Source organism: Sulfuricurvum sp. IAE1 (assembly GCF_004347735.1).
Classification (GTDB): Bacteria; Campylobacterota; Campylobacteria; order Campylobacterales; family Sulfurimonadaceae; genus Sulfuricurvum.
This window is the reverse complement of sequence record NZ_SLTI01000023.1, coordinates 56,394-68,654: the sequence shown is the minus strand read 5'-3', so window position 1 is coordinate 68,654 and position 12,261 is coordinate 56,394. Positions and strand designations below refer to the sequence as shown.

Sequence of the window (12,261 nt, the reverse complement as noted above, 5' to 3'; positions counted from 1 at the left end):
GAGAAAGACACATGGCTAGAACATTAATGAGATTTACCGGTGTCGGCGGACAGGGTGTTCTTCTTGCGGGAGAAATTTTCGCTGCGGCAAAAATCAAAGAGGGGGGACACGGTCTTAAAACCGCTACCTATACCTCGCAGGTTCGCGGCGGTCCGACTGTCGTTGACATCACGCTCGATGACGAAGAGATCTTCTATCCGTACGCAAACGACGGCGAGATCGATTTCATGCTCTCGGTTGCTCAGGCGAGCTATAACCTGTTCAAAAACGGGGTAACTCCGGGCGGAACGATTGTTATCGAGCCGAACCTGGTTCACCCGACCGAAGAAGACCGTAAAAAATGGAACATCGTGGAGATCCCCATCATTACGATCGCAAAAGACGAAATCGGTAACGTTATTACCCAGTCGGTCGTAGCGTTGGCGATTGCAAACACTTACATGAAAGCATTGGACGACGAACTTCTGCGCGGCGTTATGCTCTCGAAAGTACCGGCAAAAGTACACGATGTCAACAACAAAGCGTACGACCTCGGTAAAAAATACGCGCTTGAGGCAATGGCTAAAAAAGCGTCGTAACGTTTCCGCTTCGGCGGAAATCTCCACTTTCTCTTAAAAAAATCAATCTATCCTACAATATCTAACTGCGATTAATCAACGATTCGCTACTCTACGATAACTATGAACAGGAGATAAACATGTCGAAATACGATGTATTATTTGAAGACGAAGACGATATTTTCGGTGGCTCTCCGCAATCCAAATATTGGGATATCGCCACACAGGTGAGCGAAGATTTGTACCGCTACGATTTTGACGAAATCATGACCAAAATCGCCGTCATGGAAAAGATGCTGATGCAGCAGCACGGGGAAGAGGAACTTGATCGCATCGTAGAGTCCTACGCGATCATGAACCAGTCTGAAATCGAAAATCATAAAAAAAGCCTTTACATGGAATATGCGGGACGACTTATTTATAAAATCTCCGATTGATTTCCCCCGATTTCCTGCCGGTCGCGCACACTTGTGCGGGCCGTGTTTCATCCTTTTTCTGCACCCGTTTTATCCTCTTTTGCAAGTGATACTTTCTTAGCAGCTCCGAACACTTTTTAGTTTTTTTAGTTTGAATAAAGTTATAATCAAATAGAATATAACAAAATAACCGTTTCGAATAATCCCGACTCTGTTTTGAAAGGACGATGATGCGCGAATTTCCCCACATGAATTCCGTTGTCGATGCATTACGCTACGATACGGGTCTTGTGGACTTTTTCGAAGAACAACGCGAACATATTCTCCAAAAATGGCTGGATTACCCCGTGCTGGGGAACATCGTCGATACGTTGGGGTATACGCTCGAGGAATACCGCAACAAAATCGCGACGGGCGTGATGAACAATTTTCTCAAAGTCCTCAACGGGGACCGTCAGCCCGGCGACTGTCCCGTCATGCGCTCCATCATCAATGAATTTTACGAAATGGGCCTCACCGTCGAAGACGTTTTCATGAGCTGTACGGCACTGAAAAACGTGCTGGTGCAGTTTCTGGAAGAGTGCGGTGTCTTTGAGATGAAAAAGCACGCCCATAACGTCATGATGGTTCTTGATCACAACCTCTACGGGGTACTGTCGATCTACAGCGAGATGAAATGCGCGAGTGAAGTCGAACTTGATTTTCGCAACCGCATCATCCAAGAAAACGTCCTTTATTCACGGACGGGAACCGACGGGGTCATCCTGGAAACCACCGAAGCGTTTTGCAAGCTCAGCGGCTACGAGAAAGAGGAATTGATCGGCAAAACCCACGCGATCCTCCGTCATCCCGAATCGGATCCCGATATCTATCGCGAACTGTGGGAGACGATCACCGCAGGGGAAATCTGGAATGGCAGTCTCGCTAACGTACGAAAAAACGGGAGTACCTTCATTACCAAAACGCGGATCGTCCCGGTCTACGATGAAGGAGGAGAGATAACGGAGTACATGGCGTTTCGCAACGACATCACCGCCGACGAACTGGCCAAGGTCGATCCCCTCACCGGACTCTACAACCGCCGCGAACTTGATACCATTTTCCGCAACCTCCATTTCAACGCGGTGGCCAAAACCGAAGCCCTCTCGGTGATCCTCGCCGACATCGACCATTTCAAATCGATCAACGACACTTACGGGCACTACGAAGGGGACGACGTGATCGTCCGTTTTGCGGGAATACTCCGTACCTGTACCCGCAGCAGCGACGTATGCGCGCGGTGGGGAGGGGAAGAGTTTATCATCCTCCTGCCTGGAACCGACCTCGCGACCGCCCGCGGGGTAGCCGAGCGGATACGCCAGTCGGTGCAGAACTGCCTGCAGGTCCGGGATCGGAAAATCACCTGCTCGTTCGGGATAGCCCAGATGCAAAAGGGGGAGGGGACGAAGGAACTGTTTAAACGGGCCGACGGATACCTCTACCGTGCCAAGGAAAACGGGCGCAATCAGAGTGTGAGCGAATGATCTTAGGCACGCCTAATCGAAATTAGCCTATAATGCGCCCAGGTACAACAGGCGATAGCTTGAGTCACAGCTCAAGAGGTAAAGTCCGGGCTGCCGTAGGACACGGTTCCATCTAACGGATGGCCACGGTAACGTGAGGGACAGTGCAACAGAGAGTAGACCGCCTCGAAAGAGGTGAGGGTGAAACGGCGGGGTAAGAGCCCACCAGTCCTTTGGGCAACCAGAGGAGCTATGTAAACCCAACCGCGCAGCAAGAAACAGATGGTTAGCGTCCTACATCGCTATTGTTTCGCTAGAGGCCATGAGCGATCATGGCAGTAGATTAATTATCGCTTCATCCAGAACCCGGCTTACGTTGTACCTGCTTTCTATTGCTTTTTATCAATCAATGCTACAATGTAAAAAGATATAACGGAGGATACGAGAATGCATACCGTTCGACTGACCATCCATGACGCGATTTATGATAAACTAATGGGATTATTGGAGATTTTGCCGAAAGATAAGATCGAAATTATCGAAGAGAGTGATGAATATCCCGCAATTTCGTTCGAAGAAGCTAAAAGCAAAGTTGAGCGCGCGATCAACAACCTCCATAAAAATGAAGGTGTTGATTTATCGACTGCCATCGAAAAAGTGGTTCGTTCGTAAATGTACTCTATAATTGTTGAGCCTGAAGCTCTGCAAGACCTTTTCTCTATACATACTTTTATCGCTTCCAAAGATTCCAAAACAAAAGCAGACCGTTTTGTCCGTGAGCTTGAGAATGCTATTTCAGCGTTATCGGATATGCCGTTACGATGTCGAAAAAGCTATTATGCGGATAATGAAATGACCAGAGATCTGATCTATAAAGGTTATACCATCGTTTTTCATGTTGTTCGGAACAATGTACACATATTGACGGTATTTAGACAAAGAGCTTTTGAAAAGTAGCCTCTTGATTTTTATTACATGAAAAGTCTATATCTAGTGGAAAGCTCTTTTTTGCTTCTAAAAATAGCTCATCTAGAAAAAGATATTATTTTGTTTAGGAACAAAATATACTTTGGGAAAGAAGGTGATACAATGGCTAAAAATACTGGCAACGGATACCGTAGAGGTAGTGTAGATGATCGTATGCAAATATATAATCCAAGAATTGAGATGTGGGTAAAGCGTGATACTATTACTGGCAGATTCATAGATATTAAATCCGATGGCACCCCGTTTAAGGGCATAGCTAAGGAAACTGATGGCAGACGTTCGTAATTGAACGCGATTATTGCAATATAATCTCCAAAGTTGTTCCTCCCTAAAAATTTTTCGTATAATCCTTTTCCTACATATAATATTAGTACGTCATAATATCCGCATATTATTTTGACGGATATCTCCATGAACCTTGAACACATCCAATCCATCATCACCCGTTTCTCCTCCGAACGCGGCTGGGAAAAACACCATAGCCCTAAAAACCTCGTTATGGCTTTGAGTGGTGAAGTAGGGGAGCTGAATGAAATCTTCCAATGGCTGAGCGAAGAAGAGTCTCAGAACCTGCCGGACGAGGTGAGAGAGCATACCCAAGAGGAGATCGCCGATATCGCCGTCTACTTGATACGGCTGTGCATGAAGCTCGAAATCGATCTGGAAGCGGCAATCGTGGATAAAATGGCGAAAAACGAAGCCAAATACCCCATCGACAGGGTCAAGGGGATGGATAAAAAACGGCTTTTTCTTGCAAAAAGGGAATAAGAGAGAACTCTTAGCGGATAAAATCCATGCACAGGACGTATGTCCTGTCGGCGATTTCGATTTTAACGGCGCAGGTGCAGCAGAGGTTTCCGGTGGCCAGCGAGACGTAATTGGCCGTGAGGTGGTAGCCGTTTTTCGAATCGAGGGTACGGACGAAATATTCTTTGCGCGAATGGTCGCTGCCGTGTTCGGCGGGTTCGAAAAATGAGCGGGTTTTTCCCCTCAGCAGGGTGGGACCGATCTGTTTGGCCGAGGTGTTGATGAGGTAGAGGGCCTCTATGTTCGAGACGTCCGACAGCAGCGGTTCGAACGCTTCGTGCCATCCGATCAGCTCTTCGGGCGAGGAGAAGGTTTCGCAAAAGCTTTCGCAGAGCGATTCGGCCTGTTCCCGCAGTGATTCGGTATGGGCGCGGCGGTCGTTCTGGAGACGGTCGCAGCGGGTCTTGATCGCATCGATTTTGAGCGGGAAATTCTCGCAGACGGGATCGGGAGTGGGACGGGCAGTCCAGAAGCCCTGTATCAGTGTCGCCCCGGCGTATTTGGCATAGGCGGCCTCTTCGGGGGTTTCGACCCCTTCGGCGAGCGCAATCGCACCGATGTTGGTGCTCATACGGCAGATGGCATGGACGATTTCACGATGGATATGGTCCCCATCGATTCCCGCGATCAGGGAACGGTCGATTTTTATAATGTCGGGGCGGACCACCGCAAGGCGGTCGAAACTTGAGCGTCCGACGCCGAAGTCGTCGAGCGCAATGTTGAACCCGAGATTGCGGTAGTGGGTGCAGAAGGCTTCGAGTCTGGCGGTATCGCCGATCTCGTCTTCCTTGATTTCCAATACGATGTTGCTAAAGGGGATGCCGTGGCGTTTAAGCAGCCCGTCGAAGAGATATGACCCCGGTTCGTACGAATCGATGAGCTTGGATTCGAAGTTGACGAAGAGCAGCAGCCGTTTGTTGCGTTCCCAAAGGGGGTGAAACGATTCGATGGCAAGATGCCGGGCGAGGCGGTCGAGCTCCATCCCGAGGCCCTCGGCGTCGGCCCGCTCGAAGAGCATGGCGGGGGAAATCGGCGTTCCGTCGGCCGAAACGCCGCGAATGAGGGCCTCTACTCCGAAAAAAGTGCGTCCACGCACCGAGAGGATGGGCTGAAAATGGATGATGAAACGGCGTTCGTCGATCATCTGTCGTACCGTTACCATCCCTCTCCTTGTGCGAATATCATTGCAGGGATGAGATGATACACCGTTCGCGGATGCGAAACGGTGAAAAGATGATTAAAAAAAAGGCAGTTTGCCCCCGATTATGATGCTTCTTTGAGCATTGTATCCATCAGGACGAAGAGTTCGCGCGAGGACTCTTCCATGTTGGCGAACCGCTCGATGATTTCGGTTTTGTTGTCGCCGATCGTGTCGACGTCGGTGAGGAATTCGAGGATCCGCAGGGCGTTGGTATGGACCTCTTTATGCGGCTGGTCGAGCCGTCCGAACGACGGGAATCGTCCGAATTTGGAGCGTCCTACCTCCCCTTCGTACCATTTACCGAACCGGCAGCTGTGGTGGTCGAAGAACGTCCCCGCGGCCTTACGGGTATAAACCGAATCGTAGGTGCGCCCTTTAAAGAGGATGTGGTCGATTTTGGCAAGGGTGACAAAAGAGGTAAGCTCGATGTTTCCGACCAGATCGGCGGTTGTCCGGGCGTTTTCGTTAAAACGGAGGATTGTTTCGGAAAAGGTCTGCATCATCGCGTTCGATTGGATCGCGATGTCGTTCATCGAGGCGGAGCTCGTCTCGAGGTCATGGGTGTCTTGCTGGAGGGTCTGGATCGCGATCGAGATCTCTCCCGTCGCTTTCTGGGTCCGTTCGGCCAGTTTTCGGACCTCATCGGCGACAACCGCGAAACCCCGTCCGTGTTCGCCGGCACGTGCGGCTTCGATGGCGGCATTGAGGGCGAGGAGGTTAGTCTGGTCGGCGATGTCTTTGATCAGGTTGACGACCGAGTTGATGTCGTTGGCCCGCGTTCCCAGGGCGATGATCGCGTCGTTGGAGCGTTGAACGAGGTCGGTGAGGGAACACAGATCGGACGAGACGTTTTCGACTTCGCCGACGGTCTGTGTGGAGAGCTCCGCGGTGGCAAGCGAGAGTTTGGCGATGTCCGAGAGGCGCTCGATGGTGGTGGCAAGGTCTTGCTGGATGACGTCGAGCCCCCCCGTCGAACGGCTGATTTCGGCAAGTTTGGCATCAAGGTCGAAGAGTTTGAGCGCTTCGTGGCTGTTGCGCATTTTGATCACGTTTTGGTTGATGCTCTCGGCGGATCGGCGCAGGGAGCCTTTGAGCCCCGAACTCTGTACGGTGCGGTAGTAGCGGTCGCGGCTGATGGCGTCGATGACCGCGTCGGTGTCGCGCAGATAGACTTCGAGCTGGTCGATCATGTTGTTGGTGTTCCAGCACAGCGTTCTGAGCTCGCCGTGGTCGTCGATGTTCGTGATCCGCGTCTCCATGTGTCCTTGTTCGATCTCTTTCATAACATCGGCGACGGTATGGATCGTGGACTGAACCTTTCGGATATTGACGAATATTGCCCAGGCGATGGCAAAATTGAGCAGATTGAGCACCCGTATCCAGTCGAAACCCATCGTGACGATCTCAAAAACGAGCGCAACCGAGAAAACGGCAATCGAGATGATGTTGAGATATTGGAGTTTAGAGAGAGAGGACAAATTCGTCATACGAGACCTTGTGTTGTTGTAATGTCGATTTGAGCAGCGCTTCACCCGCCGCAATGCTTCCCTTGCGTTCGGCTTCGAGGAGGCTTCGGTAGAGCGGTTTGATGGTGGCGACGGCCTGCGCGGAAGGTTTGCGACGGACCGAGTGATAACCGATGACGATGCCGTTTTCGTCCAGGCTGGCGGTGACGTGGGCCATTACCCAGTAATAGTCGCCGTTTTTGGTTCGGTTGACGACGTAGGCGAATACCTCCTCTTTTTTCCGGATTGTCTGCCAGAGGTATTTATATACGGTAGCGGGCATATCGGGGTGACGCAGAATGTTATGGGGTGCACCCAGAAGTTCATGCTCGGTATACCCCGACATTTTGATGAAAAGTTCGTTACCGTAGACGATTTTCCCCGAAGTATCTGTTTTGGAGACGATGAATTCGTGCTCACCGAAGGTCAGTTCCTGTCCTGACATGGCTGCTCCTGATTGTGGATGCGAAATTATCCGCAAATACTGTTGCAATTGCGTGGCAAACGCCGGGGCGAAGCGGACATCGCTAGCGCGTCATGCACGGATTTTGGTATAATGGGAAACTAACTATATGTGCCGAGGATACGATATGGAATGCCAATTTCCCACCGTCAATGCAACCAATGACGAAATCAAAGCGATTTTAGAGGACGTCAAAACGATCGCGGTTCTGGGACTCTCTCCCGATTCGACCAAAGACAGCTACCGCGTTGCCGAGTATCTCAAAAACGCCGGATATACGATCATCCCCGTCTATCCGAAAGAAGAGACCATTTTGGGAGAAAAGGTATACCGTTCGCTCGCCGAGATCCCCTGCGCGGTCGATATGGTCAATATCTTCCGTAAACCCGATGCCCTGGACGCGGTTGCCGACGAGTGCATCAAACGCGGCGATGTCAAAGTGTTCTGGGCCCAGAAAGGGATCGTCAATAACGATGCCGCGCAAAAAGCGCGCAATGCGGGGATGAAAGTGGTGCAAAACCACTGCTCGATGGTCGAGCACCGCATGATCCACGCCTAAAGGGAACCATTGATCGATTTAGCCACTATCCACGAAGCCGCCCGGCGGATCCAGGGAACCGTTGTTGAAACCCCGTTTGCGTACGCCCCCAGACTCAGCGAAGAGAGCGGATGCGAAATTTATCTCAAAAAAGAGAACCTTCAGGTCACCGGTGCATTCAAGATCCGAGGCGCCTACAACAAAATCGCGACCCTGAGCGATGAAGAACGCTCCCGCGGCGTCATCGCCGCCAGCGCTGGGAACCATGCTCAGGGCGTCGCCATGGCGGCGCAGATATTCGGAATCCGCGCCCTGATCGTCATGCCCGAGTCGACCCCGCTTACCAAGATCAACGGGGTACGCTATTACGGTGCGGAAGTTATCCTTGCGGGGAGCAATTACGACGAAGCCTATGCCTACGCTTCGACCTACGGCCGCGAGCACGGCATGGTTTTCGTCCACCCATTCGCGGACGAGGCGGTCATGGCCGGGCAGGGAACCATCGCGCTGGAGATGATCGGAACGATCGCCGATCTGGACGCGGTCGTGATCCCCGTCGGCGGCGGCGGACTCATCTCGGGGATGGCGTCGGCAATCAAGGCGCTCGACCCGCGCATACGGGTGATCGGGGTGAGCGCGCAGGGGGCTCCAGCGATGAAAGAGTCGTTTGACGCCAAAAAAGCGATCGACAGCACCGCGGTGCGTACTATTGCCGACGGGATTGCCGTGCGCGACACGTCCGAAGTGACACTGGGGCATATCCTGGAAACGGTGGATCAGATCGTTACGGTCGATGACGAAGAGATCGCCAATGCGATCTTGTTCCTGCTCGAACGTCAGAAACTGGTCGTCGAAGGAGCCGGGGCGGCCGGTGTCGCAGCATTGCTGCACGGCAAACTTCCCGAGCTCAACGGGAAAAAAGTGGGGACCGTTCTGAGCGGCGGAAACATGGATGTCACGCTGCTCTCGGTCATTATCGAAAAAGGTCTCATCAAATCGGGACGGAAAATGAAAGTGACCGTCACCCTCGTCGACAAACCCGGGGCGCTGATGCAACTGACCGAAATGCTCCAGTCGCTGAACGCGAATATCGTCCATATCGCCTACGACCGAACCTCGACGACTCTCGCGTACGGAGATGCGAACGTCACGATCCACCTCGAAACCAAAGGGAAAGAGCACCAGGAAAACATCCGATCGATGCTCAAGGAATACCGCTATCTCAGCAGTGAAGAGCATTAGGAGGTAGCGGGGTATGGAGATTTTAAAATTATTTAATATTAAACAGCCCATACTCCTGCTTAAAACCCTCTCCGACGGCAATTTGGGCATGATCGATGCCCAAAACTCGCTTCGTATCGCTTCGGCCGAAACCTACGCCCTTCTGGGCGGTTTCAAAACGAATATACAGCATGAACGCATCTTCGGATCGCATGTCGACATCTCGATGAACGGCGAATATTCGTTTTCGGTCGTTCCGGGGACGAACCAGGCCGCTCTTTTCAACATCCCCGCCAAAGCTCTCGTCAACAAGTTCGGCCGTCACAAAGGAGAGGTCGAAAGCGTCGCCATCGACCCTAAAAACCGCTATTGCGTTACCTGCGGACAAGACGGCAAAGCGTACGTGTGGGTTATCAAAACGGGGCGGCTTGCGTTTGTGATGCCGCCGCATGCCGATTACGTCACTACGGTGGCTTTTAACCCAAAGGGGCAATGGATCGCGACGGGAAGCTACGACCGCAGCATCCAGGTTCTGAATCTGGGTATCATGAAGCAACCCATCAAGCTGCGAGGGCATAACAGTCCCATCGTGAGGATCGTATTCCTGTCCGAAGGGCGGCTGCTCTCAGTCGAAAAAGAGGGATCGATCGTCCTGTGGGACATGCACAATGCCCAGGTGATCAAGCGGTTCCAGAAGATGAACGACGAGGTTACCGCGATGTGTACCAGTCCGGACGGGCGTTTTGTTTTCGTCGGGACCAAGCTTGGATACGTAGGCCTTTACGATACTCTCCGTCAAGACGCCCTGACCCAGCGATACGTCAAAGAGAGCGAAGCGGTGACGTCGCTGGCGTTTATGACCGATCCTTACCGCCTCGCCGTCGGGACGGCGGAAGGAAACGTTCGGGTTTATTCGCTTTTCGGAGATGAGGAAGAGTACGTGCAGATGCTGAGGGAACGCCGTTTCAAAGCGTTTTACGATGCGCTGGAGATCAACCCGATGCTGGGCTATTCCAAGGCTTACGAAACGGCCGAACGGATATGGGACGATGCGGTCAATAAAGCGCGTACTTTCCTCGAAAACAGCGAACGCGACAAGGCCAAAGAACTTCTCGACATTTTCAGTTCGATACCGGGCAAAAACGCGTTTATCAACCAGCTGCTGCGCGACTACGAAAAATACACCCTGTTCAAGAAAAACGTTCTCGAAGAGCGGTATGCACTGGCGTATTCGCTCGCCACGCAGTATCCGGCGTTTCAGGATTCCGAACCGTACCGCAGTATGGAACTTCGGTGGCAGAAAGCGTTTACCAAGGCTCAGGAGCTGATTATGACCCCGAACGGAGAAGAGCAGGCGCGCGCCGTACTCTCCCCGTATCGGGGGATTTCGGCGAAAACGGTTCTGATCCAGCAGCTGTTCGAAAAACGGAAAATGTACGATTATTTCAAACAGGTGATACGCCAGGCCGATTACGTCCGTTTCCACGACCTGGTCAAACGTCATCCGTTTCTCAAGGAATTCGCCGAGTATACGGCCGTCATGGAGTACGCCGACAGGCTTTACATCCAGGCGAACAAAGCGTACGATGCGGGCGACTACGCTACTGCCCAAAAAGGGTGTGAGGTGCTGGTCTATTTCCCCGATTACGCTTACGAAATGCAGAAAATGGCCGATACGATCCGCATCAAACATCTTTTCTGGAATGCGGTCCATACCCAGAACATGGTAAACGCTTTTTCGTACCTGAGCCAGTTTCCGTTCCTCTACGATACCCCCGAGGCGCAGGAACTTGAGGAGATGTGGAACAAAGCGGTGGATGAAGCGCAGCACCCGGCGGCTCTTGGAGATCCGCACGCAACGCTCGCGGCACTCGAAGCCTATCGGACCGTCCGGGACAAACATGCCGCCATCGGTATCGTGATGCAGCAGGCGTACTGCGTCCAGCTCGAACACAAGATTGCTGCCAAAGCCCCGCAAAAAGCGATTGAAAACGGTATCCGCCAATACGTCAGGTTTTTCGGTGTCGAAGAGGGGATCGAAGGAGTCTACGAAGACTTTCTCAGAGCCTACAAAAGTGAACTCGTACTGAACGACCTTCCCCAAGGATCGCTGGAGACCTGGAGCCCTCTGGTACGGGTTGACGACATAACGGTGAATGCATGATCGCGATCGATCTGGGGTCGAACACGATCCGTTTTGTGGAGTTTGACGGATACGAGTGGGGGCGGAGTTTTGAAAAAATCGTCCGTACCGCCGAGGGATTGAATGAAAGCGGCCTCATCGGCGAAAACGCACAGCGGCGGATCGTCGAGGCCATCGCCGAAGCGCGGGAACGGCTGGAATGGGAAAACCGTAGCATCGTCGCCTATACCACCGCCGCCATGCGCCGCGCCCGCAACGCTTCGGATGTGCTTGCGCGGATCGAACGCGAATCCGGGCTCCGGTTCGAGATTATCGATCCGATGAGGGAAGCGTCGTTGACGCTTCTGGCGGTGCAATACCGTCTGAAAAAACTGGGGATCGGTGCCGAGGCGTTCGTACTCGCCGACATCGGCGGAGGATCGACCGAACTGATACGCGTCGAAGGGGGCAAAAGTAATGCGCTCAGCATCGAAAAAGGGATCGTAACCCTCTCCGAGAGTGTTCGCCGCGCAGCCGAGCTCGGTGAAAAAATCGCCGAATTCGCCGCGTGCGTCCGCAATGCATTTCCCGACCCCTCAGGAACGTTGGTACTGACGGCCGGAACCCCGACGACGATCGCGGCCTACGTCAACGGTATGGATTATGAAACCTATGATCCTGCGAGGATCAACGGCTACGTTCTTTCCCTCCGCGAATGTTACCGCGCTTACGATGAGCTGCTCGCAATGGACGAAGATCGTCGCACGCGCTATGTCGGGGTAGGGAGGGAAAACCTTATCATTGCCGGGATATTGATGGTGACGGCATTGTACGAAGCACTCGGACATGAAGAAGCGATTGTCGTAGACGACGGTTTGCGCGAGGGGATCGCGCTTGATTATTTCAACCGAAAATCGGATACATCTGCGCTTTGAAGGTGTA

At 52.4% G+C, this 12,261-nt stretch carries 14 protein-coding genes and 1 other RNA gene; 12 read left to right on the top strand and 3 right to left on the bottom strand.

Going from position 1 to position 12,261, the window contains the following annotated elements; translation table 11 throughout:
• Nucleotides 1–11 precede the first annotated feature (11 nt).
• From E0765_RS03905 to E0765_RS03870, 8 genes are all read left to right on the top strand, one after another.
• Nucleotides 12–578 (top strand): 2-oxoacid:acceptor oxidoreductase family protein, encoded by a 567-nt coding sequence (locus E0765_RS03905; protein WP_132811914.1) that lies wholly within the window; start codon nt 12–14, stop codon nt 576–578.
• A gap of 119 nt (nt 579–697) precedes the next feature.
• Complete coding sequence (locus tag E0765_RS03900; protein WP_132811913.1) at nt 698–994, top strand: DUF2018 family protein; 297 nt, start codon at nt 698–700, stop codon at nt 992–994.
• A gap of 209 nt (nt 995–1,203) precedes the next feature.
• The gene (locus E0765_RS03895) at nt 1,204–2,496 is read left to right on the top strand and encodes a sensor domain-containing diguanylate cyclase (protein ID WP_165921655.1); all 1,293 of its coding nucleotides are present in this window, start codon (nt 1,204–1,206) and stop codon (nt 2,494–2,496) included.
• 39 nt (nt 2,497–2,535) lie between these two features.
• An RNA gene (gene rnpB / locus E0765_RS03890) (RNase P RNA component class A) lies at nt 2,536–2,864 on the top strand.
• A gap of 58 nt (nt 2,865–2,922) precedes the next feature.
• Nucleotides 2,923–3,147 carry a hypothetical protein gene (locus E0765_RS03885; RefSeq protein ID WP_132811911.1) on the top strand — a complete coding sequence of 75 codons (225 nt, stop codon included), beginning with the start codon at nt 2,923–2,925 and terminating at the stop codon, nt 3,145–3,147.
• Nucleotides 3,148–3,432, top strand: a complete 285-nt coding sequence (locus E0765_RS03880; RefSeq protein WP_132811910.1) for a type II toxin-antitoxin system RelE/ParE family toxin — start codon at nt 3,148–3,150, stop codon at nt 3,430–3,432.
• A gap of 36 nt (nt 3,433–3,468) precedes the next feature.
• Complete coding sequence (locus E0765_RS03875) at nt 3,469–3,747, top strand: hypothetical protein (protein WP_223175666.1); 279 nt, start codon at nt 3,469–3,471, stop codon at nt 3,745–3,747.
• Between the two features lie 126 nt (nt 3,748–3,873).
• Complete coding sequence (locus tag E0765_RS03870; RefSeq protein ID WP_132811909.1) at nt 3,874–4,230, top strand: nucleotide pyrophosphohydrolase; 357 nt, start codon at nt 3,874–3,876, stop codon at nt 4,228–4,230.
• A gap of 10 nt (nt 4,231–4,240) precedes the next feature.
• Here E0765_RS03870 and E0765_RS03865 read toward each other — a convergent pair whose 3' ends face one another.
• The 3 genes from E0765_RS03865 to E0765_RS03855 form a co-directional block, all read right to left on the bottom strand.
• A complete protein-coding gene (locus E0765_RS03865; RefSeq protein ID WP_132811908.1) occupies nt 4,241–5,431 on the bottom strand; it encodes an EAL domain-containing protein in 1,191 nt (396 codons plus the stop codon).
• Nucleotides 5,432–5,532: 101 nt separating this feature from the next.
• Nucleotides 5,533–6,957 (bottom strand): methyl-accepting chemotaxis protein, encoded by a 1,425-nt coding sequence (locus E0765_RS12795; RefSeq protein WP_132811907.1) that lies wholly within the window; start codon nt 6,955–6,957, stop codon nt 5,533–5,535.
• Nucleotides 6,932–7,420: a PAS domain-containing protein gene (locus tag E0765_RS03855; protein WP_132811906.1), complete on the bottom strand. Its 489-nt coding sequence runs from the start codon at nt 7,418–7,420 to the stop codon at nt 6,932–6,934. The genes E0765_RS12795 and E0765_RS03855 overlap by 26 nt, the downstream gene beginning before the upstream one ends.
• Nucleotides 7,421–7,565: 145 nt before the next feature.
• Here E0765_RS03855 and E0765_RS03850 point away from each other — a divergent pair, with 145 nt between their 5' ends.
• The 4 genes from E0765_RS03850 to E0765_RS03835 are packed head-to-tail and all read left to right on the top strand — an operon-like array spanning nt 7,566 to nt 12,254.
• Nucleotides 7,566–7,997 carry a CoA-binding protein gene (locus tag E0765_RS03850; RefSeq protein ID WP_132811905.1) on the top strand — a complete coding sequence of 144 codons (432 nt, stop codon included), beginning with the start codon at nt 7,566–7,568 and terminating at the stop codon, nt 7,995–7,997.
• Between the two features lie 9 nt (nt 7,998–8,006).
• A complete protein-coding gene (gene ilvA, locus E0765_RS03845; protein WP_132811904.1) occupies nt 8,007–9,218 on the top strand; it encodes a threonine ammonia-lyase in 1,212 nt (403 codons plus the stop codon).
• 13 nt (nt 9,219–9,231) lie between these two features.
• A complete protein-coding gene (locus E0765_RS03840; RefSeq protein ID WP_132811903.1) occupies nt 9,232–11,361 on the top strand; it encodes a hypothetical protein in 2,130 nt (709 codons plus the stop codon).
• Entirely contained in the window at nt 11,358–12,254 is an 897-nt protein-coding gene (locus E0765_RS03835; protein WP_132811902.1) for a phosphatase, read from the top strand. Before E0765_RS03840 ends, E0765_RS03835 begins: the two co-directional genes overlap by 4 nt.
• Nucleotides 12,255–12,261: the final 7 nt, after the last annotated feature.

Coding starts and splice junctions, on each gene's coding strand:
- E0765_RS03900 (WP_132811913.1), top strand. CDS start 698: ATGTCGAAATACGATGTATTATTTGAAGACGAAGACGATATTTTCGGT.
- E0765_RS03870 (WP_132811909.1), top strand. CDS start 3,874: ATGAACCTTGAACACATCCAATCCATCATCACCCGTTTCTCCTCCGAA.
- E0765_RS03855 (WP_132811906.1), bottom strand. CDS start 7,420: ATGTCAGGACAGGAACTGACCTTCGGTGAGCACGAATTCATCGTCTCC.
- E0765_RS12795 (WP_132811907.1), bottom strand. CDS start 6,957: ATGACGAATTTGTCCTCTCTCTCTAAACTCCAATATCTCAACATCATC.
- E0765_RS03835 (WP_132811902.1), top strand. CDS start 11,358: ATGATCGCGATCGATCTGGGGTCGAACACGATCCGTTTTGTGGAGTTT.
- E0765_RS03885 (WP_132811911.1), top strand. CDS start 2,923: ATGCATACCGTTCGACTGACCATCCATGACGCGATTTATGATAAACTA.
- E0765_RS03865 (WP_132811908.1), bottom strand. CDS start 5,431: ATGGTAACGGTACGACAGATGATCGACGAACGCCGTTTCATCATCCAT.
- E0765_RS03840 (WP_132811903.1), top strand. CDS start 9,232: ATGGAGATTTTAAAATTATTTAATATTAAACAGCCCATACTCCTGCTT.
- E0765_RS03880 (WP_132811910.1), top strand. CDS start 3,148: ATGTACTCTATAATTGTTGAGCCTGAAGCTCTGCAAGACCTTTTCTCT.
- E0765_RS03895 (WP_165921655.1), top strand. CDS start 1,204: ATGCGCGAATTTCCCCACATGAATTCCGTTGTCGATGCATTACGCTAC.
- E0765_RS03905 (WP_132811914.1), top strand. CDS start 12: ATGGCTAGAACATTAATGAGATTTACCGGTGTCGGCGGACAGGGTGTT.
- E0765_RS03850 (WP_132811905.1), top strand. CDS start 7,566: ATGGAATGCCAATTTCCCACCGTCAATGCAACCAATGACGAAATCAAA.